26 protein-coding genes and 1 tRNA gene are annotated in these 25548 nt (G+C 58.9%); 10 read left to right on the top strand and 17 right to left on the bottom strand.

The genetic code is table 11. The features are described from left to right. Positions 1–111 precede the first annotated feature (111 nt). A complete protein-coding gene (locus tag C8265_RS15115; protein WP_108484950.1) occupies positions 112–1074 on the top strand; it encodes an acetyl-CoA carboxylase carboxyltransferase subunit alpha in 963 nt (320 codons plus the stop codon). 53 nt (positions 1075–1127) lie between these two features. On the opposite strand, the gene C8265_RS15110 is transcribed toward C8265_RS15115, so the two are convergent. Genes C8265_RS15110 through C8265_RS15100 form a run of 3 tightly spaced genes read right to left on the bottom strand, consistent with a single transcriptional unit; the run spans position 1128 to position 3450 of the window. Then, the gene (locus tag C8265_RS15110; protein ID WP_108484864.1) at positions 1128–1874 is read right to left on the bottom strand and encodes a lysophospholipid acyltransferase family protein; all 747 of its coding nucleotides are present in this window, start codon (positions 1872–1874) and stop codon (positions 1128–1130) included. Further along, entirely contained in the window at positions 1874–2773 is a 900-nt protein-coding gene (locus C8265_RS15105) for a cell division protein FtsX (protein WP_108484863.1), read from the bottom strand. The genes C8265_RS15110 and C8265_RS15105 overlap by 1 nt, the downstream gene beginning before the upstream one ends. After that, positions 2773–3450, bottom strand: coding sequence for a cell division ATP-binding protein FtsE (locus C8265_RS15100; protein WP_108484949.1), 678 nt, complete (start codon positions 3448–3450; stop codon positions 2773–2775). Before C8265_RS15100 ends, C8265_RS15105 begins: the two co-directional genes overlap by 1 nt. Positions 3451–3612: 162 nt before the next feature. Between C8265_RS15100 and C8265_RS15095 the strand changes: the two genes are divergently transcribed. Then, positions 3613–4398, top strand: a complete 786-nt coding sequence (locus tag C8265_RS15095; protein ID WP_164512348.1) for a zinc-ribbon domain-containing protein — start codon at positions 3613–3615, stop codon at positions 4396–4398. Between the two features lie 25 nt (positions 4399–4423). Here C8265_RS15095 and C8265_RS15090 read toward each other — a convergent pair whose 3' ends face one another. The 5 genes from C8265_RS15090 to argH all read right to left on the bottom strand — a co-directional run bounded on the left by C8265_RS15090 (position 4424) and on the right by argH (position 10312). Next, positions 4424–6946: a TIGR02302 family protein gene (locus C8265_RS15090; protein WP_108484861.1), complete on the bottom strand. Its 2523-nt coding sequence runs from the start codon at positions 6944–6946 to the stop codon at positions 4424–4426. Positions 6947–6985: 39 nt separating this feature from the next. Beyond that, the gene (lysA, locus tag C8265_RS15085; RefSeq protein ID WP_108484948.1) at positions 6986–8251 is read right to left on the bottom strand and encodes a diaminopimelate decarboxylase; all 1266 of its coding nucleotides are present in this window, start codon (positions 8249–8251) and stop codon (positions 6986–6988) included. Positions 8252–8463: 212 nt separating this feature from the next. Continuing rightward, positions 8464–8772, bottom strand: a complete 309-nt coding sequence (locus tag C8265_RS15080) for a DUF2834 domain-containing protein (RefSeq protein WP_108484947.1) — start codon at positions 8770–8772, stop codon at positions 8464–8466. Continuing rightward, positions 8772–8912, bottom strand: a complete 141-nt coding sequence (locus C8265_RS19540) for a hypothetical protein (protein WP_164512347.1) — start codon at positions 8910–8912, stop codon at positions 8772–8774. Before C8265_RS19540 ends, C8265_RS15080 begins: the two co-directional genes overlap by 1 nt. 8 nt (positions 8913–8920) lie before the next feature. Continuing rightward, on the bottom strand, positions 8921–10312 hold the full coding sequence (argH, locus tag C8265_RS15075) for an argininosuccinate lyase (RefSeq protein ID WP_108484860.1): 1392 nt from the start codon (positions 10310–10312) through the stop codon (positions 8921–8923). Between the two features lie 15 nt (positions 10313–10327). On the opposite strand from argH, the gene C8265_RS15070 reads away from it, so the two are divergent. Next, positions 10328–10876, top strand: a complete 549-nt coding sequence (locus C8265_RS15070) for a TlpA family protein disulfide reductase (protein WP_108484859.1) — start codon at positions 10328–10330, stop codon at positions 10874–10876. Here C8265_RS15070 and C8265_RS15065 read toward each other — a convergent pair. Next, positions 10873–11448: a DNA-3-methyladenine glycosylase I gene (locus C8265_RS15065; protein ID WP_108484858.1), complete on the bottom strand. Its 576-nt coding sequence runs from the start codon at positions 11446–11448 to the stop codon at positions 10873–10875. The two genes, C8265_RS15070 and C8265_RS15065, sit on opposite strands and share 4 nt — an antisense overlap. Before the next feature lie 121 nt (positions 11449–11569). On the opposite strand from C8265_RS15065, the gene C8265_RS15060 reads away from it, so the two are divergent. The 3 genes from C8265_RS15060 (at position 11570) to phbB (ending at position 14525) form a co-directional block, all read left to right on the top strand. Next, positions 11570–12409 (top strand): EAL domain-containing protein, encoded by an 840-nt coding sequence (locus tag C8265_RS15060; RefSeq protein ID WP_108484946.1) that lies wholly within the window; start codon positions 11570–11572, stop codon positions 12407–12409. 125 nt (positions 12410–12534) lie between these two features. Continuing rightward, on the top strand, positions 12535–13707 hold the full coding sequence (locus tag C8265_RS15055) for an acetyl-CoA C-acetyltransferase (protein WP_108484857.1): 1173 nt from the start codon (positions 12535–12537) through the stop codon (positions 13705–13707). A 92-nt stretch (positions 13708–13799) separates the two neighbouring features. Next, positions 13800–14525: an acetoacetyl-CoA reductase gene (gene phbB, locus C8265_RS15050; protein WP_108484856.1), complete on the top strand. Its 726-nt coding sequence runs from the start codon at positions 13800–13802 to the stop codon at positions 14523–14525. Between the two features lie 242 nt (positions 14526–14767). Here phbB and C8265_RS15045 read toward each other — a convergent pair whose 3' ends face one another. The 3 genes from C8265_RS15045 to C8265_RS15035 all read right to left on the bottom strand — a co-directional run bounded on the left by C8265_RS15045 (position 14768) and on the right by C8265_RS15035 (position 16000). After that, on the bottom strand, positions 14768–14935 hold the full coding sequence (locus C8265_RS15045; protein WP_108484855.1) for a DUF465 domain-containing protein: 168 nt from the start codon (positions 14933–14935) through the stop codon (positions 14768–14770). 104 nt (positions 14936–15039) lie between these two features. Beyond that, a complete protein-coding gene (locus C8265_RS15040) occupies positions 15040–15801 on the bottom strand; it encodes a tRNA1(Val) (adenine(37)-N6)-methyltransferase (RefSeq protein ID WP_240611109.1) in 762 nt (253 codons plus the stop codon). Next, on the bottom strand, positions 15785–16000 hold the full coding sequence (locus C8265_RS15035; RefSeq protein WP_108484853.1) for a putative signal transducing protein: 216 nt from the start codon (positions 15998–16000) through the stop codon (positions 15785–15787). Before C8265_RS15035 ends, C8265_RS15040 begins: the two co-directional genes overlap by 17 nt. A gap of 67 nt (positions 16001–16067) precedes the next feature. On the opposite strand from C8265_RS15035, the gene C8265_RS15030 reads away from it, so the two are divergent. Then, positions 16068–17066, top strand: coding sequence for a polyprenyl synthetase family protein (locus C8265_RS15030; RefSeq protein WP_108484852.1), 999 nt, complete (start codon positions 16068–16070; stop codon positions 17064–17066). Here C8265_RS15030 and C8265_RS15025 read toward each other — a convergent pair. From C8265_RS15025 to C8265_RS15005, 5 genes are all read right to left on the bottom strand, one after another. Continuing rightward, complete coding sequence (locus C8265_RS15025; protein WP_108484851.1) at positions 17063–17896, bottom strand: 4-(cytidine 5'-diphospho)-2-C-methyl-D-erythritol kinase; 834 nt, start codon at positions 17894–17896, stop codon at positions 17063–17065. The genes C8265_RS15030 and C8265_RS15025 overlap by 4 nt on opposite strands. Further along, complete coding sequence (locus tag C8265_RS15020) at positions 17883–19589, bottom strand: tetratricopeptide repeat protein (RefSeq protein ID WP_108484850.1); 1707 nt, start codon at positions 19587–19589, stop codon at positions 17883–17885. Before C8265_RS15020 ends, C8265_RS15025 begins: the two co-directional genes overlap by 14 nt. Positions 19590–19709: 120 nt before the next feature. After that, on the bottom strand, positions 19710–21356 hold the full coding sequence (locus C8265_RS15015; RefSeq protein ID WP_108484849.1) for an electron transfer flavoprotein-ubiquinone oxidoreductase: 1647 nt from the start codon (positions 21354–21356) through the stop codon (positions 19710–19712). Between the two features lie 123 nt (positions 21357–21479). Further along, a complete protein-coding gene (locus C8265_RS15010; RefSeq protein WP_108484848.1) occupies positions 21480–21944 on the bottom strand; it encodes a CreA family protein in 465 nt (154 codons plus the stop codon). 143 nt (positions 21945–22087) lie between these two features. Beyond that, positions 22088–23080, bottom strand: coding sequence for a phosphatase PAP2 family protein (locus tag C8265_RS15005; protein ID WP_164512346.1), 993 nt, complete (start codon positions 23078–23080; stop codon positions 22088–22090). Between the two features lie 161 nt (positions 23081–23241). Here C8265_RS15005 and greA point away from each other — a divergent pair, with 161 nt between their 5' ends. The 3 genes from greA to C8265_RS14990 all read left to right on the top strand — a co-directional run bounded on the left by greA (position 23242) and on the right by C8265_RS14990 (position 25092). Next, on the top strand, positions 23242–23712 hold the full coding sequence (gene greA, locus C8265_RS15000) for a transcription elongation factor GreA (RefSeq protein WP_108484846.1): 471 nt from the start codon (positions 23242–23244) through the stop codon (positions 23710–23712). 31 nt (positions 23713–23743) lie between these two features. Beyond that, positions 23744–24754 (top strand): hypothetical protein, encoded by a 1011-nt coding sequence (locus C8265_RS14995; RefSeq protein ID WP_108484945.1) that lies wholly within the window; start codon positions 23744–23746, stop codon positions 24752–24754. Positions 24755–25015: 261 nt separating this feature from the next. Beyond that, positions 25016–25092, top strand: a tRNA-Arg gene (locus C8265_RS14990). Positions 25093–25548 lie beyond the last annotated feature (456 nt).

Here is a 25548-nt window from a genome sequence, read left to right as displayed (position 1 = left end):
GCCCTTTCGCTCCTCGGTTTCGCACAGGCCAATTTCGCAAATCTTGCCGAGTTGCATTGCCCGCGCGCCATTGTCATATACACCACAGCCCCAGGCCCAGGAGACATGTATATGACCACCTATCTCGAATTCGAAAAACCGCTGTCCGCCATTGAGGGCAAAGCCGAAGAGCTGCGCGCCATGGCCCGGGCCAACGAAGAGATGGATGTGGAAAAAGAGGCCGCCGCCCTGGATAAAAAGGCCGCCGATATGCTGGCCGATCTGTATAAAAACCTCTCGCCCTGGGCCAAGTGTCAGGTCGCGCGCCACCCCAGCCGCCCCCATTGCAAGGATTACATTCAAGAGCTGTTCACCGAATACACCCCCTTGGCCGGTGATCGCAATTTTGCCGATGATCATGCCGTGATGGGCGGGATCGGGCGGCTGAATGACCGGCCGGTGATGGTGATTGGTCATGAAAAGGGTTTCGATACCAAAACCCGGATTGAACGGAATTTCGGCATGGCCCGCCCCGAAGGATACCGCAAGGCAATTCGCCTGATGGATCTGGCCGACCGGTTCAACATGCCCGTCGTCACATTGGTGGATACCCCCGGCGCGTTCCCCGGCAAAGGCGCCGAAGAACGCGGCCAAAGCGAAGCAATCGCGCGCAGCACGCAAAAATGCCTGCAATTGGGTGTGCCGCTGATTTCGATTATCATTGGCGAGGGCGGATCAGGCGGCGCGGTGGCCTTTGCCACGGCCTCACGCCTGGCGATGCTGGAACATTCGATCTACTCCGTCATTTCCCCCGAAGGCTGCGCCAGTATCCTGTGGAAAAACGCCGAAAAAATGCGCGAAGCTGCCGAGGCGTTGCGCCTGACCGCGCAGGATTTGAAAAAACTGGGCGTGATTGATCAGATCATCGCCGAACCCATGGGCGGCGCCCAGCGCGATTCGCAAACAACAATTCAGAATGTCGGCAGCGCCATCGAAAAAATGCTGGGCGAAATGGATGGCATGAATCGCGATGCCATCATCGGCGAACGGCGGCGCAAGTTTCTGGATATGGGATCAAAAGGGTTGGCCGCCTGAGCCAGCCAAAAGCATCGGCAAACCCCGGTGTATAGGGCAAAAGATTGAAATCGTCAGTCTTTTGCCTTTGGCAGGGCAACAAACCCCGCCTCAGCCATCAGCGCGTTTGAGCGGCTTTCAACCCGGTCTTGCAACAGTTTCATGAAATCCACCCGCCGCACCCCCGGTGGGATCGGTTCAAGAAATTCAACAACGGCTGTGCCGGGCTTGCGGTAAACTCCGCGTTTGGGCCAGAACACACCGACATTGCATGCCACCGGCACACAGGGTTGGCCCAGTTGTTCATATAAAATGCCGGTGCCGGCCTTATAGGGGGCCACCACGCCGGGGCTGACACGGGTGCCTTGGGGGTAAATCGTCAACTGCCCCATGGTGCGGTTTCCCGCTGCCACATCGGCCAACATTTTGGCAATCGCCTGCCCGCGCTTGCCGCGATCCACGAACACGCATTTGATCCGCCAAGCGTATAACCCTAGGATTGGCGCCCACATCAGCTCTTTTTTCATGATGAACCGGCCCCGGGGCATGGCACCGAAAATCATCAGGATATCCAGAAACGACTGATGCTTTGCCGCCACCAGTGCGGCGCCCGTGGGCGGTGTGCCGCGCACTTCGCATTTCAGCCCGATCATCCAGCCGGCACTCCATTGCACCCAACGGCAATAGGCATGACAGGCCCAATAGGCCCCGTTGGTCGATACCAACATCCACGGCAGCGCAATCAACCCGATCACCGGCATGGCCAGATACATGGAGATATTGAAAAACAACGATCGGATCCATTGCACGCCATAGGCCATTACGTAATCTCCTTTAACGCGCGCAGCGCCGCCCAGCGGGTCGACCAGAACGCGATGATCGCCGCCAAAGGCGGAATTAGCAGCGGCACCAACCATCCCGCCCCCGAAAACCCCAGGCCGGTCAAAAATCCGCCCGCCGCATCGGCCCGGGGCAACAGGGCCATTGCCACCATCCCCAATGCGGTGCCCGCCAGCGCCCCGGTAAGGGCGCGCAATGTATACCGGCGCACAAAGGCGCGGGCGATGTAATTGTCGCGCGCGCCAACCAATCGCAAAACCCGAATCACCTGTGCATTGGCCGACAGGGCCGCATTGGCAGCCAGCGTGATCATCGCCACCATGACCACCCCGATCAACACCAGCGATACCAACCCCAACGCATTCAACCGCCCCGCCGCCTCGATCAACGGTCGCCGCCAGCGGGTGTGATCATCCAGAACCGCACCCGGCGCTTCGCCGCGCAGACGCAGGCGCAATCCTTCGGCATCATACCCATCACGGGTTTCCACCACCTCGATCAATTGCGGAATCGGCAGGGTTTCAACCGGCAGATCGGGGCCGAACCACGGCGCAAGCAGCGCGCGCTGTTCGGCCACGTCCAGCGCGCGTGCCGATTGCACACCGGTGGTTTGCTCCAACACCCGCAAGGCGGCGGCGGTCTGCGCGGCCAGCTGTTCGGCGGGGGCCGAAATGCGCACGGTGGAACTTTGCGCCAGTTCGCTGGCCCATCGGTCGGCCAACCGCCCCGTGGCCAGGGACAAGGCCAGGGCAAACACCCCCAGAAACGCCATCGCCGCCGCGGTCAGCACGGTCAGTTGTGCGGTCACGCCCGTGGGCGGCACAGCCCGGTCAGCGCGCGGATCGCCCTTGATCAGCGCGATTGCCTTGGACAGTTTCATCACAGATCAGCCCCGGCCAATTGCAGCCTGCGATCCTTGATCCGCAGCACCCGTGCCGCCACTTGCGCCTTGGCATGGCGGATCAGGTTCAGATCATGGGTCGCCACCAGTATGGCCTTGCCCATCCGGTTCAGTTCAACCAGCAGCGTCAGCAGGCGCAGCGACATTTCCCAATCCAGGTTGCCGGTCGGTTCATCCGCCAAAATCACATCGGGCGACATCACCACGGCCCGCGCCAGGGCCGCGCGTTGTCGTTCCCCACCCGACAATTCCGGCGGCAGAGATCGCATTTTTGCGGCCAACCCGACCCAGGCCAGCAAATCCTGCATTTCGGCCATGTTCGCCTCGGTGCTTTGGCCTGATACGGTCAGCGGCAGCGCCACATTTTCCAGCAACGGCAGATGGTCCAGAAATTGGCAATCCTGGTGCACGATCCCGACCCGGCGGCGCACCGAGGCCACGCCATCACGACTGATTTCATGGGCGGGGCGGCCAAAAATCGTGACGGTGCCATGGGTCGCCATCAACTCCATATAGCACAGTTTCAGCAGGGTGGATTTGCCCGCCCCCGATGGCCCGGTCAGAAAATGAAATGACCCCGGTGCCAGCCGCAGCGAAATATCCGACAGCAACGCATCGCCGCCGTAGCTATAGCTGACCTCATTCAGTTCGATCACAATCTGCCCCCGGGGATACCCCAATTGGGCTGTTTTGCATCACTCACGCCAGTGTTTCAATCATATCACGCGCGAAAACCATTATTTCCGCCCCGGGTCTTGAAGTTGCGCCCCGTCCGGTGAAAGTGTTAACGTCAAATGGGAATGGTTGAGGGGTCCGCAATGCGGCTGATATGTCCGAATTGCGCAGCGCAGTACGAGGTTGACGTGTCCATGATCCCCGATGAGGGGCGGGATGTGCAATGTTCGTCCTGTGGGCACACGTGGTTTCAACAGTCTGAAACCGCCAAAGGCACGTTGACCAACGACCACGAGTTGGCCGAACCTGACCCGGATTTCGAACCACCCGCCCCGGCAGAGCCCCCCAAACCAGCCGCCAAAGCACGCCCGATGGATGACCTGACGCGCGAGATTTTGCGCCAGGAGGCCGAACACGAGGCGGCAGCGCGCCGCCGCGAAATGGGTGAAAGTCTGGAAATTCAGCCCGATCTGGGCCTGAGTGATCCGAATGGCGCCGAATCCCGGGCCGCCGCAGCCAAAGCGCGGCTGGCCCGCCTGCGCGACACCCCCGAAGAGGCGACAGAGAAAGACGCCGCCCAAGCCGCCATCGCGGCCACCGTGGCCCCCAATTCGCGCCGGGAATTATTGCCCGACATCGAAGAAATCAACTCGACCCTCACCGCCACAGGTGAACGTGACACAGCAGACCACATCGACGATGAGATCGAACAGGTGAAAACCCGCCGCGGATTCCGGTTGGGATTTTTTCTTGTTTTCGGGGTTTTCGCCGTCATGGCCGCGCTTTATCTGTTTGCGCCGCAACTGGCCAACAAAGCGCCGGGCCTGACGCCTACGCTGAATGCTTATCTGGATTGGGCGAATGGCCTGCGTGATGGCATCAACGGTCTGCTGCAAACTGCCGTCGATGCGATGGGCGGCAACGCCTAGCACGCACCGACGTTTCCCGCGCCCCTTAAAACCGATCCAGCAACCGCTTGAGATAATCCAACTCCTGTTCAGGGCGCTCTTGCTCGCCCGAGCGGCGGCGGATTTCATCGGTCAATTCTTCGGCCCGACGATAGACATCTTCACCGGGCAACAAGTTTTCGTCGCTGCCCATTTGCCCGTTCGCTCCCGGCTCACGACCCAGCGGATCACGCTGGCGTCCCGTTGGATCGCCCCGGGTGCTGGCCTGCCCCTGGCCGTTTTGCTGCTGTTGTTGCTGCGCCAGTGACTCACCCAGGCTGCGAATGCCCTCGCGCAGGGCCTCCATCGCATCGGATTGCTGATCCAGCGCCTCGGCATAATCGCCATCGCGCAGCGCCTGTTCGGCGCCGTCCATCGCCTCGCCCGCGCGGCCCAGTGCCTCGCGCGCCGCATCGCCTTCGGGGGTGCCGGCACCGGGCAAATTGCCCTGTTGGCGGTTCAGTTCATCGCGCAAAGCCTGCTGGCGGTCGGCCAGGCTGCGCCCTTCTTGGCCATCGGGGTTTTCGCCTTCGCCCTCGCCTTGATCTTGGCCGGGCTGACCTTGGCCTGGTTGGCCCGGCTGACCCTGGCCGGGATTGAACTGTTCCTGCAGATCGCGAAACGCCTCATCCGACAGGCCCTGCTGTTCGCGCAGCGATTCTTGCAGGTTCTCCATCGCTTCCTCACCCGCGCCTTGCTGGCCTTCGCCGCCTTCGCCTTGGGTGACTTGCATGTTTTCCATCATCTGCTGCAACTGATCCAGCAATTCCTGGGCCTCGGCCATGCGGCCCTGCTCCATCAGCTCTTGGATACGATCCAGCATTTCTTGCAACTGATCGCTGGTAATTTCCTGCGTTTCGCCTTCGCCCTGTTGCTCTTGCTGGTCATTGCGTTCGGCCAACTGGCGCATGTAATCCTGCATCGCCTGGCGTAATTCTTCCATCAGACCGGCGATTTCTTCATCGCTGGCACCATTGCGGATCGCTTCGTTCAACCGATCCTGCGCCCGGCGCAGCCGTTCCAACGCGTCGGCCAGATCGCCATATTCGATCTGTTCGGCCAATTCCCAAAGAGCCTCGGCCACCTCTTCCTGAATTTCGGTTGAAAGAGAGGCAAGTTCGATGCCTGCCTCCAACTGTTCAATGGCAGTGTGCAAATCGTCGTACTGGGTTTCTGAGCGGAAGATATCCTTGGGCGTAAACGACACCGCGCGCAAAATCTGTGCCACCCGGCGGGCATTGTCGCGCGACCACAACAAATCGCGCCGCTGCTCGATGATTGCCTTGGCCAGAGGATCAAAGAACCGCAATCCACCCAGATTTTCGGAAACCGCGCCGCTTTCGCCCGATTGGCCAAGGGCATCTTCGACGGTCAACCGGACAGTAATGGGCATATTGGCCCAGGGGTGTTTGCTGAAATTATCAATCAGCACCTCTTGAAAATCGGCACGGTTGCCGTTGAACGGCAGCGGCAGGTCCAGCGTGATTTCATCGCGCGGATCGGGGGCAATGGCCAAACCGTGGCGCCGGTCAACCGCGGACAGGTTCAGGGTGATCGTGGCGGTGCCCGCGACAATGCCAAAATCATCCTGGGCGTGAAACGGCAGGCGCAATTCGCCATCGGCCTTACGCTCGGCCGGGCCGGTGACGGCAACCGTCGGGGCGGCATCCGGGGCCATCACCACATCCCAGGCGCGCCCGCCGGGGCCGGTGATATCCAAGGTGCCGCTTTGCACCACATCAAAGCTCTGCGCGATTTCTGGCGTGGTCGGGGCCACGTCATCCGCGCGGCCCGATACGGTTTCCTCCACTTTCAGCGCGCCAACCTCGCCATACAGGCGCAGGGTTACGCGGCTGCCTTGGGGGACCGTGACCGAGGCGGCGGCGATATCGGCCAGATACAGGCTGGGCTTGCCGGTATATCCCGGCGGTTCGATCCAGCCCTCCCAGGCGGGACCAGCGGCCAGGGCCGCGCCACCGCCCGGCCCCATATCGCCCACACTGGCCACCCGGCCAAACGCCCCGAACAACAGCGCCACGGCAAACAGCAACACCGCGACATAGCGCAGCGCAAAGGGATCGCGCGCCGCGATCTGCAGATTCGGCTGCACCGCGCGGGCGGATTTCACCCGCTCGGCCATACGCGCGATATGGGCCTGCCACACCGCCTCTGACCCCGGATCGCCACCGCCGATGGCCTGTGTATCGGTCAGGGTTTGAATCGGGCGACCGCGCAGGGTGGCATCAAGCCGCGCCAGTGCATCGGCGCGCGACGGCATCACAAACGCCCGCACCCCCCGCCAAAGGAACCAGATCAACGACAGCGCGGCCATAGCGCCCACGCCCCACACCCATTCCACCGGCACCGCATCATGCAGGCCCAACATCAACAGGCCCAGCACCGCCAGAACGATGCTCCAGACCGGCCAAAAGGCGCGGGTCACCCGTTCGGCGATCATGCCAAACCGGGTCAGGGCCAGCGGGCGGCGCAGGCTGTCAAAGGCGGGGTGGGTCAGTGTCGGTTCCGGCATCGGCCCTCGCATGAAACTGCGGTTCTGACGCCGGGCGCGTCACAACCATTCAGGTATGGTATCGCGATTCAGCATTTCGTCAAAGGTGGGGCGCGCCCGAATGACGGCGAATTGATCGCCGCTGACCAAAACCTCGGGGATGAGGGGGCGGGAATTATATTCCGATGCCATCACCGCGCCATACGCTCCGGCACTGCGAAACGCCACCAGATCACCGGCCTTCAGCGGCGGCATGGCGCGGCGTTTGGCAAATGTATCGCCGGATTCGCACACCGGACCAACCACGTCATACATATGTTTTTCGGTGCCCGGCGCGGGCTCAACCAACGGCACAATATCGTGATATGCGCCATACATGGCAGGGCGGATCAGATCATTCATTGCCGCGTCGATGATCAGAAAATCACGGTCTTCGCCCTGTTTCACATAGATCACATCCGATACCAGAACCCCCGAGTTGCCGGCAATCAGGCGGCCCGGCTCAATCTCGATTTCACATCCCAGATCGCCCAGAACCCGTTGCACCATTGCGCCATAATCGCTGGGCAACGGCGGGTCGGCATTGCTTCGCTCATACGGAATGCCCAGACCACCGCCCAGATCCAAACGGGTGATGTCGTGGCCATCGGCGCGCAACACGGCGGTGAGTTCGCCCAATTTGCGATACGCCGCCTCAAACGGGGCCAGATCGACCAGTTGCGATCCGATATGCACATCAATGCCGATAATTTTCAGCCCCGGTAAAGTGGCAGCGTGGGCATAAACCTCGCGCGCGCGGGAAATCGGGATGCCGAACTTGTCTTCCTTGCGGCCCGTGGCGATTTTTTCGTGGGTATTGGCATCGATATCGGGGTTTACCCGCACTGCAATCGGCGCAACCATGTTCAATGATAGGGCAACGGCGTTCAGCGCCTCCATCTCGGGTTCGGATTCGACATTGAATTGGCGGATGCCCCCGGTGAGGGCCAGGCGCATTTCATCGGCGGTTTTGCCAACGCCGGAAAACACGATCTTGTCGCCCGGCACACCCGCCGCCCGCGCGCGGCGATATTCGCCGCCCGAAACCACATCCATGCCGGCCCCCTGATCGCCCAGCAATTTCAGGATCGCCAGGTTTGAATTGGCCTTCATCGCGTAACACACCAAATGATCCATGCCCGAAAGCGCATCAACAAACAGTTGGTAATGGCGGGTAAAGGTGGCGGCGGAATAACAATAAAACGGCGTGCCCACCGCGGCCGCGATATCGGCCAATGGCACGTCTTCGGCGTATAATTGCCCGTTTCGATACAGAAAATGATCCATCACCGCCCCCAAATATCCACGCCGCGACATAGCACAGTGGCGGGCGGGTGCAATTGATCGCCGCGATTCAGGCGGTTTTCGTGCACCAATCGGGCAAACAGGTGGAGAGCGTAGTGGCGGTGACACCTGAACGGCCCAGCGCAACGGTTTGCCGCAGCAGGCATATTTTACCGGTCTGCGCCATCTGCCCACGGTCCTGTGTATCGAAACCGCTAGCGTGACCGCAAAAACAGATACAGCGGCAAGCCACAACTGACGCCAATCCCAAACGTCGCCGGAATCGCGATCAGGTTCAGCCATGCCTTGCGCTGCCAGGTTTCGACCAGCACCCAGATCAACAAGGCGATGGCGGCTATCGTCAGATCCCAGGTCAGGCCGGTGGTCGAAGCGTTGACATACCAGGCGTCAATCAGCCCCGACAATCCGGTGCCGGTTTCGCGCATATGGGACACGAACCAATACATCGGGTGGATCGCGCCCCAGACCGCCAAGGCCAGATAAATCAGGCGCATCGGAGAAATCAAAGGCCGCTCCCGACCACGCCGATGCACGACTTGCCATCGATCATGACGCCAGAGTTCGCGCCTGTGGGTTTTTCAGGCGCGCCATCGGCCCCGCAGGCGACCAGCAGCCCCAGAAGCGGAATCAGAATGTATCGCATGCCAGCTCCTAACCCAAAATATCGCGCCAGCGCGCCACCTGTTCGCGCACCCGCACCGGCGCGGTGCCACCATAACTGGTGCGCGATGCCACCGAATTATCCACGCCCAGCACGTTGAACACGTCATCAGTGATGGCGTCGTTCACGTCTTTCATATCGGCCAGGGTCAGATCGGGCAAATCACATCCCTTCGATTCGGCCAGCGCCACCAAGGCCCCCGTGGCATGGTGGGCATCGCGAAACGGCAGGCCCGCCTCGCGCACCAGCCAATCGGCCAGATCGGTCGCGGTGGAAAACCCCGAACCGGCAGCGGCGGCCAGGCTTTCGCGATTGGCGGTCATGTCTTTGACCATGCCTTCCATCGCCGCCAGCGCCAGCATCAGCGAATCAGCCGCATCAAAGGTTTGTTCCTTGTCCTCTTGCATGTCCTTGGAATAAGCCAGCGGCAGGCCCTTCATCACCGTCAACAGCGCCACTTGCGCGCCCAATATCCGGCCAATCTTGGCGCGGATCAATTCGGCGGCGTCGGGGTTTTTCTTTTGCGGCATGATTGATGATCCGGTGGAAAACCGGTCTGACAGGGCGACAAAGCGAAACTGCGCCGAGGACCAGATCACCAATTCTTCGGCAAAGCGCGACAGGTGCATCGCGCAAATCGTTGCCGCGCCCAAAAACTCCAACGCGAAATCCCGGTCGGCCACAGAATCCAGCGAATTGGCCGTGGGGCGATCAAACCCCAAAGCCTGCGCTGTCATGTCGCGGTCAATGGCAAATCCGGTGCCCGCCAGCGCCGCCGCCCCCAAGGGCGATTCGTTCAGCCGCGCGCGGGCATCGCGAAACCGGCCCACATCGCGGCCCAGCATTTCGACATAGGCCATCATGTGATGGCCCCATGTGACGGGCTGAGCCGTTTGCAAATGGGTAAAACCGGGCATCACCCAATCGGCGCCCGCCTCGGCCTGTGTCAACAGCGCACGCTGCAACGCCTCGCACCCGGCGATGGCCGCATCCATTTGATCACGCACCCAAAGTTTGAAATCGGTCGCCACCTGATCGTTGCGCGACCGGCCCGTGTGCAACCGCCCCGCCGGTTCGCCAATCAGCTCTTTCAGGCGCGCCTCGACATTCATGTGAATGTCTTCCAAGGCTGCCGAAAACTGAAACGTGCCGCCTTCGATTTCTGACAACACCGTGAGCAGGCCTTCCCGGATCGCGTCGGCATCGCTATCGGTGATGATACCTTGGGCGGCCAACATGGCGGCATGGGCGCGCGAACCGGCAATATCCTGTGCGGCCATCCGTTGATCGTATGCGATCGAGGCGTTAATTGCCTCCATGATCGCATCTGGCCCGGCGGCAAACCGCCCGCCCCACATCGCGTTCTGAGATTTTTCGGTCATGGAAAGGCCCCGGTTATGAAGTTTTTAATGTCTGCCGTTCTTTATATCGCGCTGACGGTGGGCGCAAATGCTGCTGACCTTGAAACGCTGAACGGCCTGCGCGATGGCGATATGAAAAAGCTGAATTTTCATTCCGACGCCAAAGACGTGTCGCAGGCCGTGTTCACCGCCCCCGATGGCACCGAATACACCTTGGCCGATTGGCAGGGCAAAATCGTGTTGTTGAATTTCTGGGCCACCTGGTGCGCTCCCTGTCGCCACGAAATGCCCGCCCTTGACGCGCTTCAGGGCGAATTGGGCGGCGACGCATTTGAAGTGGTCACACTGGCCACGGGCCGCAACGCCGTACCGGGGATCGAGCGGTTTTTTGAAGAGGTGAACATTCAACATCTGCCAATCCTGTTGGACCCGAAACAGGCGGTTGCGCGCGAAATGGCGGTGCTGGGCCTGCCGATCACGGTGATCCTGAACCGCGAGGGTCAGGAAATCGCCCGTTTGCGCGGCGATGCCGAATGGAACAGCGACAGTGCCAAGGCGATTCTGCGCGCCCTGATCGCGGGTTAAGGGCGCGCCAGTTTGGCCACATAATCATGGCACGGGCAGGTAATCAGGTGGTCATTGACCATGCCCACCGCCTCCATGAACGCATAAACGATGGTCGGGCCGCAAAACCGAAACCCGGCCTTTTTCAGATCTTTTGAAATCCGTGTTGAAAGCGGTGTGAATGGCGGCACATCGGCCATCGTCGCAAAGCGGTTTTGTTGTGCCGTGCCATCCATGTAGTCCCACAAAAACCGGTCAAACCCTTGGCGTTCCTCCAGCGCGATGAAGGCTTGGGCATTGCCGATCGTCGCCTCAATCTTACCGCGATGGCGGATGATTCCGGCGTTCCCCAACAGGCGCTGCACGTCCGCTTCGCCCCAGGATGCAATGCGTTCGGGTACAAACCCATCAAACGCCGTGCGAAAATTATCGCGCTTTTTAAGAATCGTGATCCAACTTAGCCCGGCCTGAAACCCATCGAGAATCAATTTTTCCCACAAAGCGCGGCTGTCCCATTCGGGAATGCCCCATTCCGTATCATGATAATTCACATAAATCGGATCGTCGCCGCACCAATCACATCTTTTATCCATTAAAATTCGCCCCTTACGGCCATTTGTCGGCAGTTTAGTCAAATTAGAACAAAATATGAATGTTCATATCTTGTTAGAACCCTTTTGTCAGGTTGGCGATACCTGTGATGGAGAAAGTGGAATGCAACCTGACTATCCCAAAAGCATTGCCGATGCTCAAATCGGTCTGGAAAGCCCACTGTCCTTCGCGGTGAGCGAACGGGATCGCGATGTGTTGAACACCGTTGAACGGGCCGTGGCCAATGGGGATGTCATGCTGGCCTATCAACCGGTGGTGCCCGCCGGGCGGCAGGATCGGCCCGCATTTTACGAAGGATTGATTCGCATTCTTGATAAGAACGGCCGCATCATTCCCGCGCAAGAATTCATCGGCACGGTCGAAACCCGTGAACTGGGCCGCAAAATCGACTGTCTCGCCCTTGAGAAAGGGCTGGAAACCTTGGCGGCCCACCCCCGATTGCGCCTGTCGATCAACATGTCGGCCCGTTCCATCGGCTATCCGCGGTGGATGGGCGTGCTGGATCACCATCTGGCCGCTGACCCCACCCTGGGGGAACGCCTGATCCTGGAAATCACCGAAAGCTCGGCCATTCTGATGCCCGATCTGGTGCAAGACTTCATGTCAGACCTCCAAGCGCGCGGGATCAGCTTTGCCATTGATGACTTCGGTGCCGGGTATACGTCGCTGCGCTATCTCAAGGATTTGTATTTCGATATCCTGAAGATAGATGGCCAATTCATTCGCGGCATCGCCCACAATCCCGACAATCAGGCATTGGTCAAGGCGCTGCTGTCGATCGGGCGGCATTTTGATATGGTGACTGTGGCCGAATTTGTCGAATCCAACGAGGATGCCAAATATCTGACGAAAATTGGCGTCGATTGCCTGCAGGGGTATTATTTTGGTGCGCCGACAATCCGCGCCCGGTGGGACCCCTGTGAAGATCAAAAAACAGCTTAGAGCCTGAAAGCCCATGTGACCATCCGGTGTCAGATTCCGTTGTAAGTCAGCCCTTGATTGCATAACCTAGATGCAGCCAACCGGGGAAGTGGCGCCGGTAATTTTGGAACCATAAGGGATTGTTCATGACCAATGTTGTAATCGTATCCGCCGGCCGCACGCCTGTCGGCAGTTTTCTGGGATCATTCGCCAACGTGCCCGCCCATGATTTGGGCGCCGCCGTTCTGGAAGGGATTATCGCCCGTGCCGGGATCGACAAGGCAGAGGTAAGCGAAACTATTCTGGGTCAGGTACTGACCGCAGGTCAGGGGCAAAACCCCGCCCGTCAGGCCCATATCAAGGCCGGTCTGCCGATTGAATCCTCGGCTTGGGGTCTTAACCAGGTATGTGGGTCGGGATTGCGCGCTGTTGCCTTGGGCGCCCAACATATCCAACTGGGCGATGCCGCAATCGTCGCCGCCGGTGGCCAGGAAAACATGTCGATGTCGCCCCATGTGCAAAATCTGCGCCCGGGCCAGAAAATGGGCGATCTGCAGTTGATCGATTCGATGATCCGCGATGGGTTGTGGGATGCGTTCAATGGCTATCACATGGGCCAAACCGCAGAAAATGTTGCCGAAAAATGGCAGATTTCCCGTGATCAGCAGGATGAATTTGCAGTCGCCAGCCAGAACAAGGCCGAAGCGGCGCAAAAGGCCGGCCGGTTCGACGATGAAATCATCGCCTATACCGTCAAGGGCCGCAAAGGCGATACCGTCGTTGATAAGGATGAATACATCCGCCACGGTGCCACCATAGAGGCCATGCAAAAATTGCGCCCCGCCTTCACCCGTGACGGCAGCGTGACAGCCGCCAACGCATCGGGCCTGAATGATGGTGCCGCCGCCGTTCTTTTGATGAGTGAGAAAGAGGCCGAAAGGCGCGGGTTGACCCCACTGGCGCGCATCGCCGGGTACGCCACCGCCGGGCTGGACCCCGCAATCATGGGTGTCGGCCCGGTTCATGCGTCGAAAAAAGCGTTGGAAAAGGCCGGTTGGTCGATTGGCGATCTGGATTTGATCGAAGCCAACGAAGCCTTCGCCGCCCAAGCCTGTGCCGTGAACAAGGAAATGGGCTGGGATCCGGAAATCGTGAACGTGAATGGCGGCGCGATTGCGATTGGCCACCCGATCGGTGCATCCGGATGCCGGGTTTTGAACACGCTTCTGTTTGAAATGGCCCGCCGCGACAGCAAAAAGGGCATCGCGACCCTGTGTATCGGTGGCGGCATGGGCGTTGCCCTGTGCGTCGAGCGTTAAGTCGCGAAAAAATCCAATGGCGTCTGCGTAATAAAATTGCGCAGGCGTTTCTTTTTGGGTAATCAAGTTTCGAACTTAAGGAGGAGAATACCATGGGACGTGTAGCACTTGTGACCGGAGGCACGCGCGGAATCGGCGCTGCCATTTCCGTTGCGCTGAAAGAGGCCGGATACACCGTTGCCGCCAATTATGCCGGAAATGACGACGCGGCGAAGAAATTCACCGATGAAACCGGCATCCAGACCTTCAAATGGTCGGTCGCCGATTATGACGCCTGCGTCGCCGGGATCAAAGCGGTCGAAGACGCGCTTGGCCCGGTTGAGGTGTTGGTCAACAACGCCGGCATCACCCGCGATGCGATGTTCCATCGGATGACACCGCAACAATGGCACGAGGTGATCGATACCAACCTGACCGGCGTGTTCAACATGACCCACCCGATCTGGCCCGGTATGCGCGAGCGGAAATTCGGCCGCGTGATCAATATTTCATCGATCAACGGGCAAAAGGGCCAAGCCGGTCAGGTAAACTATTCCGCTTCGAAAGCGGGCGATCTGGGCATGACCAAGGCATTGGCACAGGAAGGCGCGCGCGCCGGAATTACCGTGAACGCCATCTGCCCCGGTTATATCGGTACCGAAATGGTGCGCGCCATTGATGAAAAGGTACTGAACGAAAAAATCATCCCGCAGATTCCCGTGGGCCGTTTGGGCGAGCCCGAAGAAATCGCACGCTGCGTGATCTTTCTTGCCAGTGACGATGCCGGTTTCATCAGCGGAAGCACAGTCAGCGCAAATGGTGCACAGTTCGTCGTATAAATACGATCAGGGGCGCAGAGATAAAACTCTGCGCCCTTTCTGAATGTCCGGATCGCGTGAAATGTACCCGCAAAAAAGGCGGCCTCCTCATATAAGAAGCCGCCTTTCACGCCGCGTCGGTTCTAGCGACCTTGGCGTTGCTGGGGCCGACATCACAACTGCGGTCTGGCCCCTTTTCGATTTGCGCCGCCCTGTTCATCGGGCGGCACTGCGCGGGTCACACGGACCGGCGCGAAAACAGATCAGGCATTGCCCAACCGCTCGATCTGCTGCTTGAGATGCAGTTTTTTCTTCTTGAGGTCTTTGAGATGCAGGTCGTCGGTTGCAGCGCTGCGCTGTTCCGTTTCGACCAGGTCTGAAAGGGCCTGATGTTTTTTCCGAAGCTCCTGGACGTGCGAACTCATTGACATTGACTTCCTCCTGAATGGGTTTCGGTATCACCAGTGCAGCACAGTTTTACCATTCTGTCACCTCCCAGTTGTGGGGTGCGGCAATTTCGTGCGTAAAATTAAACCTAAATCAGCGCCATTCCGTCGCGCAGCACACCGCGCACCTGTTTTGTGTAACTTTCTCCGTCCCGTTCATGCTGTGCACCTTCGTGCATGATCAATGGGTTACGGATGGTCAGGGGGGTTCTGCCGCCTTTTTGTGCGGTCAGCAGAAAAAGTTGCGCCGGTCTGTGCGTTCGCGCCTGAATGGGCCAAAGAGTCAGCGCGCCCAGCCGATCATCGCACGCCTGCAACACATCGCGCAGCCGATCAGCCCGTTGAATCAACGTCAATCTTCCCCGGTGGCCCAAACGGCGGGTTGCCGTGTCGATCCAAAGCGACAGTGGCGTTTGTTCGACATGGGCCATTTCACGGCTTGTGCTGTGTGACGCCACGCGGCTTTGGCCCATGTAATAGGGCGGGTTGGCGATTACATGGTCGAAACTGCGCTGCCGTATCGATGGCGGCATATTCGATAAATCGCCGGTATGAACATCAAATCCGATGCCATTGCTGTGGCCATTACGGCGCGCCAGATCGGCATAGTCCGGTTGCACCTCGACCCCGACAAGGTCAAGCCCGCGCACCCGCGCGCCCAAACACAGGCTGGCCACACCCACGCCACAGCCCAGTTCCAACACCGATTCTCCGGCCACAGCAGGCACCGCTGCGGCCAGCAAAACGGCATCAACACCGGCGCGATACCCTTGTTTTGGTTGATAGATCTGCAACTGTCCGTTCAGAAACGCGTCTTTGGAACATTCCATCGGCTCAGTCGGGCAGCTCAATATCGTTGTCTTTCAACACCGCGCGGGCGCGAAACAAATCGCGCTCATGCACCATCAGGCGGCGGGGCAAAATTCCGATCGATCCTTCCAGCACGCTCATATGGACGTCCAACTCAAAGCAATCTATATCCTCGCCTGACAGAAGCGCGGTTGCGATAGCAATGGTAACGGGGTCGCTGGTGCGGATCAGTTCCTTCATACGCGTGATGTACAGGCAGACCACCCGGTTTGTCGAGCCGTCTGACACCAAAGCCATGGGACACGAAATGAGCCTGGATCACGCCCGCGCCAAACCACACGAACGCCTCGCCACCCTGCTGGCCCCCGAACTGGACGCCGTGAATACGGTGATTCGCGAACGTATGGCCAGCCAACATGCCCCCCGCATCCCCGAGGTGACGGCGCATTTGATTGAGGCAGGTGGCAAGCGGATTCGCCCGATGCTGACCCTGGCGGCGGCGCAATTATGCGACTATTCCGGGCATCATCACGTTCATCTGGCGGCGGCAGTCGAATTTATTCACACGGCCACTTTGCTGCATGATGATGTGGTTGATGAATCCGGCAAACGGCGTGGCCGCCCCACGGCAAACCTGTTGTGGGACAATAAATCATCGGTTCTGGTGGGTGATTATCTGTTCGCGCGGTCGTTTCAGTTGATGGTTGAAACCGGGTCGATCCGGGTTTTGGATATTCTGGCCAATGCCAGCGCAACCATCGCCGAGGGCGAAGTTCTGCAACTGACCGCGGCACAGGATCTGGCAACGCTGGAAGATACCTATCTTCAGATTGTGCGCGGCAAAACGGCGGCGCTGTTTTCTGCGGCCACCCAGGTGGGCGGTGTGATTGCCGGTGCCGATGAGGATAAGGTTCAAGCACTTTATACCTATGGCGATGCCTTGGGCGTGGCGTTTCAGATGGTGGATGATCTGTTGGATTGGACCGGCGGCGCGGGAATCGGCAAGGATATCGGCGATGATTTCCGCGAACGCAAACTGACCCTGCCGGTGATTCGCGCGGTGGCGGCGGCGGATTCAGGCGAATGGGCATTCTGGGTGCGCACCATCGGCAAAGGCCGCCAGGAAGATGGCGATCTTGAACGCGCGCTGGGTCTGTTGCAGCACCACGGCACGCTGGAAAGCACCCGCCAGACCGCGCTGAACTGGGCCGAAACGGCGAAAGACGCGCTTGCGCCCTTACCGGCGGGCGAATTGCGCGACATGCTGCGCGATCTGGCCGATTACGTGGTCGCGCGCATCACCTAAGACAGGATGGGCGCTGCCGCCACCCATGACCCCGCCCCATTGGCGCGCAGGGTTTCGGCGGCCGCCTCTGCCAAGGCCCCATCGGTAAACAGCCCGAAACAGGTGGCCCCCGATCCCGACATGCGGGCCAGTTTACAGCCATCGGTTTTGCGCAACTGATCCAAGGTGCGCGGAATTTCCGGCAGGATAAGGCAGGCGGGCGGTTCAAGATCGTTGCGCTGTGCGGCCAGCCATTCAATCAACCCATCGCCCCCATGCCAATCGGGCAGTTTGGGTGCCATCGCCGGATTGCTGCGTGATCGCATTGCGCGAAACACCGATCCGGTTGCCACACCCAACCCCGGATTCACCAGCACGACCCACAAAGGCGGGAGGGTTGGCACGGGCTGCAACACCTCGCCAATGCCCGACATGCGGGTGGGCGAGGCGGCCATGCACACCGGCAAATCGGCCCCGATCTGTTCCAGACCATCGGGAATGGGGCGACCATCCAAACGGTGCAAGGCGCGCAGACACGCCGCCGCATCCGATGACCCGCCGCCAATGCCCGACGCAATCGGCAGGTTCTTTTCCAACGTGATCGCGCAGGGATGCCCGCCAGCGAAACGGGCGGCACGCAACACCAGATTATCCGCGTCACATGGCACGCCGGCCGCTTTGGGGCCGGTCACAACCAATGACCAGTCGCGCGCCAGCCTGACATGCACATGATCCCCCACATCCCCGAACACCACCAGCGAATCCAACAGATGATAGCCATCATCGCGTTGTCCGGTGACATGCAGCGTCAGATTGATTTTCGCGGGCGCAAAGGATTCAGCCGTCGTCATTGGCCACGGTCAGGGGCGGCGCGCCCTCTTCTTGCAACACCACGTCCAATCCGACCTCCAGCTTGCGTTTGATGCGCACCGGATCGGCCTCGCCGTCGGTATCGGCGGGATCAATGAATGACAGCGCGCGCTTCCACTGAAACTGCGCTTCCAATTTACGGCCAACGGCCCAATAGACATCGCCCAAGTGATCGTTGATCACCGGATCAACCGGCATCAATTCCACCGCGCGCTCCATCGGCGCCACCGCTTCATCGTAGCGGCCCAGACGGTAAAACACCCAGCCCAGACTGTCGGTGATGTAACCGCTATCGGGGCTGGCGGCGACGGCGCGTTCAATCATCGCCAGCGCCTCATCCAGATTTTGCTGTTTCTCGACATAAGAGTAACCAAGGTAATTCAAAACCTGCGGCTGATCGGGATTAAGCTCAAGCGCTGTGCGAAAATCGGCCTCGGCCTCGGGCCATCTATCGGTCCGCTCGTATGTGATGGCGCGGGCGAAATATATGATCCACTGCCCGGCAGCCGGTTTTTCCAACAAGGCCACAGCCTGATCATACGCCTTTGCCGCCTCATCGAAACGATCCTGTTCGCGCAGGGTATCGCCCAGGGTCACGTACACGACGGGCAGATCAGGGCGCTGTTGGGCCACTTGCTGAATCGCCTCGATCGCGGCCTCGACGCGGCCCGATTTGCGCAACGCCTCGGCCCGGCCCAATTGCGCAGCGTCCGATGCCGGGTGATCGCGCGGCACACGGCCATAGGCCGCAATTGCCAGATCGAACCGGTTCATCTGTTCAAGCAAACCGGCGGTCAGAAGCATGCCTTCGACGTGATCAGGGCGCAAATGTTCAACCATCCGCGCATAAAACAGGGTGTAACCCAGATTTGGCTCACCGCTCAGGGCATTGGCGATGGAAAAGAACACTTCGGCCACACCGGCGGTGGCATTGGGCGTGATGTCAAACGGCACCGCCTCGCCCGCCTCCAGAGTCGTGATCAACTCTTCCAGAGCGCGATCCACATCCTGGCCGAACACATCGCGCAAGACGGTGATGGCCTGTTCGAATTCGCCCAACTGCGATAAAATCTGCGCCCGCGCCACCAAACCGCGCCGGGTCAGCCGCATATCGGGGTCGGCCAGAACATCGGCGGCGGCGGCAAAATCGCCGGTGGCCGCCAAGGCCAGCCCCTTGTGATACTGACCGAACGCCTGCACGCCCTGGGTATTGCTGACCACATCAAACTGGGCGACGGCAGCGGCGATATCACCACCTTCCAACATCGCCCAGCCGCGCAAAAGCCCGTCAAACAACGGGCCCACGGTTTGCCCGGCATCCAGATCGGCGATGATGTTTCCCCATTTTCCGTTGGCCGCTGCATCGCCCAACAGCACCAGATTTGCAATTTGGCTTTCGTCCCCGGTTGCGATCATCTGCCGGGCGATAACCACGGCCCGGTCGACATCGCCCAACCCCAGATAGGCGGTATTGGCAAGTTCCATGATCTGCGGATTGCCCGGATCGCGCAGCAATGCCTGGGCAAAATATTGCGACGCGGCGGCAAAATCATATGTGGTGGCCGCCGTGCGCCCTGCCAGATATGCGCCCGCATTCACATCGGCCCAGACCGGACTGGACAGGCCCAGACCCGCCGCCAAAGCAAGAAAACGCAGATGCTGTGTCACGGGCATGGACAAACCTTTTCGCAAATCACGCGGGTGCCAATCACCCCCGGCTGTTCTGGAATCTAGTGTCAGTCCCCGGCCAAGTCCATGCTGGGCGGCGCAATGCCGCCGCCCCTGACGAAACCGTTACATATTGGGATAGTTCGGCCCATCTCCGCCCTGGGGCACGGTCCAGGTGATATTTTGCGCCGGATCCTTGATATCACAGGTTTTGCAATGCACGCAGTTCTGGAAATTGATCTGAAACCGGGTCGGTTTGCCCTCTTCCTTGATGAATTCGTACACACCTGCGGGGCAGTACCGGGCCGACGGGCCGGCATAATCAGGCAGGTTATAATCGACAGGAATCGCCGGATCGGCCAGCTTCAGATGCGCGGGCTGACTTTCCTCGTGGTTTGTCATTGAAAAACTGACGTTGGTCAGCCGGTCAAACGACAACACCCCATCGGGTTTGGGGTAATCAATCGGCGCATATCCAAAGTGTTTGCGCGTCGCTTCGGCATCGGATTTCCCGTGTTTGAGTGTCCCAAAAAATGACATGCCCAACAGGGTGTTTGTCCACATATCCAACCCACCCAATCCAAGCGAAGTCAGAAGCCCGAATTTGCTCCACAATGGTTTGACATTGCGCACTTTTTTCAAATCCTGCCCGATCGGGCCGCTTTTGAGTTCGGAATCGTAGCCATCCAGCGTGTCGCCCGACCGGCCCGCGCCAATCGCCGCGAACGCCTGTTCCGCGGCCAGTTTGCCCGACAGCATGGCGTTATGGTTGCCCTTGATCCGCGGCACGTTGACCAAACCCGCCGAACAGCCCAATAAAACACCGCCCGGAAACGCCGTTTGCGGAATTGATTGATATCCGCCTTCGGAAATGGCCCGCGCGCCATATGCCACCCGTTTGCCGCCCTTCAAAAGGTCGGCCACCACCGGGTGATGTTTGAACTGCTGAAATTCCATATAGGGATACAGATACGGGTTTTCATAGTTCAGATGCACCACGAAACCCACATAAACCTGATTATTATCAATGTGATAAATAAAGGATCCGCCCCCGGCATTACTGCCCAGAGGCCACCCCATGGTGTGGGTCACGGTGCCGGGTTTGTGTTTGGCCGGATCGATTTCCCAGATTTCCTTCATGCCCAGACCGTATTTCTGAACGTCTGAATCGGCATCAAGGTTATATTTGGCAATCACCTGTTTGCTCAGCGATCCGCGCACACCTTCGGACAGGAACACGTATTTGCCCAACAACTCCATGCCCGGCTCATATCCCGGCCCTTCTGTGCCGTCGGGATTGCGGCCAAATTCGCCCGCGACAACGCCGGTCACCGCACCATCCGGGCCAAACACCAACTCGGAACAGGCCATGCCGGGAAATATTTCAACGCCCAGCCCTTCGGCCAACTCGGCCATCCAGCGGCACACATTGCCCATGGAAACGATGAAACAGCCGTGATTGTTCATCAATGGCGGCATCGCAAAATTTGGAACGCGGATTTTGCCCCCGGCGCCCAACATGTAAAAGTTGTCTTCGACCACCGGCACGGTAATTGGCGCGCCCATGTCGCGCCAGTCGGGCAACAGCGCATCCAAACCGGATGGATCCAGAACGGCACCCGACAGAATATGCGCGCCGACCTCTGATCCCTTTTCCAACACGACCACGTTCAAATCCGCGTCAAGCTGTTTCAGCCGGATCGCAGCCGAAAGCCCGGCAGGCCCGGCCCCCACGATGACAACATCGTATTCCATGGATTCGCGTTCGGTCATGCTTTGCCTCTCCCTATGCTCTGGCCCCGCAAGGGCCATAGCCGCAGGGATAGACAACCAAGGGGCCATGGGTCAATCGCAACAGCGATTTTGCGACACGAAGAAGCAGGCTCTGCTATCCGCCTACGGCCCCTGATACAAAGGCACGGTTGAAATCGCCATCTTAGCCGAACCATCCTGCACCTGCCGGGCATGGGCGATATAAATCAATGTCTGGTTTGATTTATCAAAGATGCGCCGCACATTCAGCGATTTCCAGATGATCGAACGGCGTTCGGAAAACACGCTTTCGCCATCGTCGTCCTCTTCAATGTCACCGATTGTAATCGGCCCGGTCTGACGGCACGAGATCGACGAATTTGACGGGTCTTCGAACCAGTTGCCTTTTTGCAAACGGTCAATCAGGCCTCGGTCAAAATATGCCACATGGCAGGTCACACCCTCAACCTTCGGATCACCGAACGCTTCGATGATGATGTCATTGCCCAACCAGTCAACATCGACATTTCCAACCTCTTCGGCGGTTGCCGCCTGACCCGAAAACAGGGCCAGTCCGGCAACAACCGCGATAAAACCCAAAAAGCGCATTAAACGATGCCGGCAAAAGACAAGATTGCAACGATAACGACAATAACGCCGATGATGTAAAAAATATTTCTCATGATTTCCTTGTCCCTTCAGATAACACGCTTGTGATCTCACAACCCTCGGCCTCTGATTTGGTTCCATCGTCAGTTTTCTGCAAGATCAGGCCATTGGGCCGGGTCGGATGCAAAATCGTGTTTTACCGCATGACGCGTCAGTACCGCCCTGAGCGCAAGCACGGTCAGGATCGAAAAATACCCATCAATCGCATAGTGCCACCCCAGATGCACCGACAGGATCTGATATCCGGCGATCATCACAACCATGGGGATCAGGGCAATCCGCCACCTGTCAATCACATACAGGCCAATCACACTGGCCACAGCCACATGAACACTGGGAAACGCCGAAATTCCCGAGCCGAGGTTCTGCCCGCCACTGGCATAGGCCGCCCACAGCATCGACTGGGTGGCGCCCACCACGCTGTCGGTAATGCCGGATGTGGCGAGTGTTTCATACAACGGCGCAAACATATCGCTGCCGGTCAGATGCTGATGATAAATCGGCCCCCCCGACATTAGAGCCATTGCAAAAAGTGTGCCAACACCCACCCAGGCCCAGATATACAAAATGACGTATTTTCGCACACGCGCCTCATCGCCATCAAAAAGCGCCAGTAAAACCGGAAAAAACAGCGCCGGCATGATCCACAGGCCGATATAATACACCTGAAACGAATTGCCCGGCCAATCCGGAAGCATCGCGTGGGTGATCACCCACGGGTCAACACCGAAATGCATCGCCCGATCCACATGCCCCAACACCCCATCGGCCCAGAACGGCACGGCCGACGGCAGCGAAGTCTTGACCATGGTGAAGGTCAGAAAAAACAAACTGCACCCCATCAGCCCCGCCAGGGCCAAAGGAATACGGCGCAAAAGTTCGCCCCGCGGCAAAAAGAAAAACAGCGCGCAAAACACCGCCAGCGGCCACACGCCCTGATCGAAAAACATCAACGTCACCGCCGACACATCTGCCGCCATGTCCAGGATGAGGGCCAGTGGCGAGGCCCGAAACACCACCACAAATCCCATTCCGAACAGAACGTAGATCGCAGTAAACCGCAAAAACAATGTCATAGTGGCCCGACACCTCATCTGGATGATCGTTTTTCCTGCCTACCGCGACAATCCGGCAAAACTAAGCCGAAGGTCGGGCGCCTCCTATTGACTTTGTGCCCGTGGCTTGGATTAACAGCGTGACTCTTTTGCGATGTAATTGATTAAGGCTGACCTGACACATGGAAAAAATTCCACTGACAAAAAATGGCCAGACCGCCCTGAACGCGGAGCTGAAAAACCTGAAAAGCGTTGAGCGGCCAGCGATCATTCGTGCCATCGCCGAGGCCCGCGAACACGGCGATCTGTCTGAAAACGCCGAATATCATTCCGCCAAGGAAAAGCAGAGCTTTATCGAAGGCCGGATCAAGGAAATCGAAGGGATTTTGTCCCTGGCCGATGTGATCGACACTTCAAAAATGTCGGGCACGATCAAGTTCGGCGCCTGGGTCACATTGGTCGATGAAGACACCGAGGCCGAAAAGACCTATCAGATCGTCGGCGAACCCGAAGCAAACCTGGAAGCGGGCAAGTTGAACATCAAATCCCCTCTCGCCCGCGCCCTGATCGGCAAAGACGAAGGCGACAGCGTCGAAGTGCGCACGCCCGGCGGTGAGAAAAGCTATGAAGTGCTGAAAATCGTCTACAGCTGACCGGCGGGCGATGCCCCCCGAAAGGATTGTAATGGCCGAGACAGATCAAGACCGCGCCGTTGATCTTGGCATTTATGCCAAACCGCCCCCCGCGCCCGTGATGAGCGACGGGGATAAATTGGCATTGGTGCTCGCCTTGCTCTGGCTGATCGGCACGGGGATTTTCTTTCTCATGCTCGGCACCGGGGTCAGCAGCACGGGGTTTGATCCCTTGCGCCTGGTGACCACGCTTTTGGCGATTTTCCTGCCCGTGGCACTGATCTGGGTCGGGGCCGCCGCGATGCGCAGCGCCCGCGTGATGCGCGAAGAATCCGCGCGCCTGCATCTGGCCATCGACGGTATTCGCGCCGCCTATCTCAAGGCGCAAAAGACCACGGCAACCGGCGCCTCGCCCGAGGTTGCGCGCAAGCTGAATGAAATTGTCGAACAGCAGAAAAAGACCGAAACGGTTCTGGCGACGTTCATTTCAATTCGCCCGCAGACACCGCCACTTCCCCCAGCCCCGGCCCCGGGCCAGACCGAACAACAGGCCAGCCTGGCCCTGGGCACACCTGCCGATTCCCTGGCCCAACCCCTTGCAACCGCCGATTTCATTTCGGCCCTGCAATTCCCCGAGAACCCCGAAGACAAGGACGGGTTTCGCGCCCTGCGCCGGGCCTTGCAAGATCGGCGCGCCGCGCAGTTGGTGCAGGCGGCCCAGGATGTGCTGACCCTGCTGTCGCAAGACGGAATTTACATGGATGATCTGCGCCCCGACCGGGCACGGCCCGACATCTGGCGCAAATTTGCCCAAGGCGAAAGAGGCCGCGCCGTCGCCCCATTGGGCGGCATTCGTGATCGTTCATCTCTTGCCTTGTCAGCCGCACGCATGCGCAGCGATGCGATATTTCGCGACGCCTGTCATCATTTCCTGCGCAAATTCGACCACACATTCGTCGAGTTTGAAAAAACCGCCAGCGATGCAGAAATCGCCGCCCTAACCGACACAAGAACCGCCCGCGCCTTCATGCTTTTGGGCCGCGTGACCGGGACGTTTGATTAGGAAAAGCGGATAGGCTTGGGCAGCCTCCGCAGATAAGCCATTCCTGATCTCTGCGAAAAGATGGCCAAAGACGCATGACCCCAACCCGTCGACATCCGCACGTCGGCGCGACAAAACCGCCCCACCGGGCGATAGCCAAACAGGATCAAAGGCTGGGCCGTCTAATACCTGAATCTGGCTTCGCGACAGGATGAAACAACAAACGGTCAGTAAAACACGCCTTCTTGCGAACCATTTTCCAAACCGTTATCAAAGAGCAACGGTCCCGTAGCTCAACTGGATAGAGCACCTGACTTCTAATCAGGATGTTGGGGGTTCGAGTCCTCCCGGGATCGCCACTTTCTTATTCATGTAAACGGGTCATGAGTGTGCACGAAACGCCGGTTTCCCGTGCACACCGTGTCAAGCAATTTCTTCCGGTTTCGGAAGGCATCGCTTGATCGTGGGCGGCACTCAGGTTTCGCGAATTTCCAAGCAGATGACTTGGGTCGCCCCTTCGGCGTAAGAGTAAGTGGCTTTCGCAAGTCTCGCGGCTGCTTTGTCGAACGTGATGAAGGCCGCACAGCGGCTCGCGGCCTCGATGTGCTGGCAATCGCGAAACTGACCGAGAAAGTGTTTCTCCCGTCGTGCCCGGCCCTTGCTGCTGACGCGTTTATCTCGGACGATACTGAACCGCCCCGGGTTTACCGGAGAGTGTTTTGTTCAAATCTTAGGCTGCTTTATCATGGCCGTTTAAGTTTTCATAGAAAGCGTCCTCTGCTTCTTGTGGCGTAGTATAGCCGATGGCGCTGTGC

Source organism: Oceaniglobus ichthyenteri, assembly GCF_003057885.1.
GTDB lineage: Bacteria > Pseudomonadota > Alphaproteobacteria > Rhodobacterales > Rhodobacteraceae > Oceaniglobus > Oceaniglobus ichthyenteri.
The sequence above is the reverse complement of the archived record's forward strand: the minus strand, read 5'-3'. Positions and strand labels throughout refer to the sequence as shown.

Coding starts and splice junctions, on each gene's coding strand:
- C8265_RS15115 (WP_108484950.1), top strand. CDS start 112: ATGACCACCTATCTCGAATTCGAAAAACCGCTGTCCGCCATTGAGGGC.
- C8265_RS15110 (WP_108484864.1), bottom strand. CDS start 1,874: ATGGCCTATGGCGTGCAATGGATCCGATCGTTGTTTTTCAATATCTCC.
- C8265_RS15105 (WP_108484863.1), bottom strand. CDS start 2,773: ATGAAACTGTCCAAGGCAATCGCGCTGATCAAGGGCGATCCGCGCGCT.
- C8265_RS15095 (WP_164512348.1), top strand. CDS start 3,613: ATGCGGCTGATATGTCCGAATTGCGCAGCGCAGTACGAGGTTGACGTG.
- C8265_RS15090 (WP_108484861.1), bottom strand. CDS start 6,946: ATGCCGGAACCGACACTGACCCACCCCGCCTTTGACAGCCTGCGCCGC.
- lysA (WP_108484948.1), bottom strand. CDS start 8,251: ATGGATCATTTTCTGTATCGAAACGGGCAATTATACGCCGAAGACGTG.
- C8265_RS19540 (WP_164512347.1), bottom strand. CDS start 8,912: ATGCGATACATTCTGATTCCGCTTCTGGGGCTGCTGGTCGCCTGCGGG.
- argH (WP_108484860.1), bottom strand. CDS start 10,312: ATGACCGAAAAATCTCAGAACGCGATGTGGGGCGGGCGGTTTGCCGCC.
- C8265_RS15070 (WP_108484859.1), top strand. CDS start 10,328: ATGAAGTTTTTAATGTCTGCCGTTCTTTATATCGCGCTGACGGTGGGC.
- C8265_RS15065 (WP_108484858.1), bottom strand. CDS start 11,448: ATGGATAAAAGATGTGATTGGTGCGGCGACGATCCGATTTATGTGAAT.
- C8265_RS15060 (WP_108484946.1), top strand. CDS start 11,570: ATGCAACCTGACTATCCCAAAAGCATTGCCGATGCTCAAATCGGTCTG.
- C8265_RS15055 (WP_108484857.1), top strand. CDS start 12,535: ATGACCAATGTTGTAATCGTATCCGCCGGCCGCACGCCTGTCGGCAGT.
- phbB (WP_108484856.1), top strand. CDS start 13,800: ATGGGACGTGTAGCACTTGTGACCGGAGGCACGCGCGGAATCGGCGCT.
- C8265_RS15045 (WP_108484855.1), bottom strand. CDS start 14,935: ATGTCAATGAGTTCGCACGTCCAGGAGCTTCGGAAAAAACATCAGGCC.
- C8265_RS15035 (WP_108484853.1), bottom strand. CDS start 16,000: ATGAAGGAACTGATCCGCACCAGCGACCCCGTTACCATTGCTATCGCA.
- C8265_RS15030 (WP_108484852.1), top strand. CDS start 16,068: ATGAGCCTGGATCACGCCCGCGCCAAACCACACGAACGCCTCGCCACC.
- C8265_RS15025 (WP_108484851.1), bottom strand. CDS start 17,896: ATGACGACGGCTGAATCCTTTGCGCCCGCGAAAATCAATCTGACGCTG.
- C8265_RS15020 (WP_108484850.1), bottom strand. CDS start 19,589: ATGCCCGTGACACAGCATCTGCGTTTTCTTGCTTTGGCGGCGGGTCTG.
- C8265_RS15015 (WP_108484849.1), bottom strand. CDS start 21,356: ATGACCGAACGCGAATCCATGGAATACGATGTTGTCATCGTGGGGGCC.
- C8265_RS15010 (WP_108484848.1), bottom strand. CDS start 21,944: ATGCGCTTTTTGGGTTTTATCGCGGTTGTTGCCGGACTGGCCCTGTTT.
- C8265_RS15005 (WP_164512346.1), bottom strand. CDS start 23,080: ATGACATTGTTTTTGCGGTTTACTGCGATCTACGTTCTGTTCGGAATG.
- greA (WP_108484846.1), top strand. CDS start 23,242: ATGGAAAAAATTCCACTGACAAAAAATGGCCAGACCGCCCTGAACGCG.
- C8265_RS14995 (WP_108484945.1), top strand. CDS start 23,744: ATGGCCGAGACAGATCAAGACCGCGCCGTTGATCTTGGCATTTATGCC.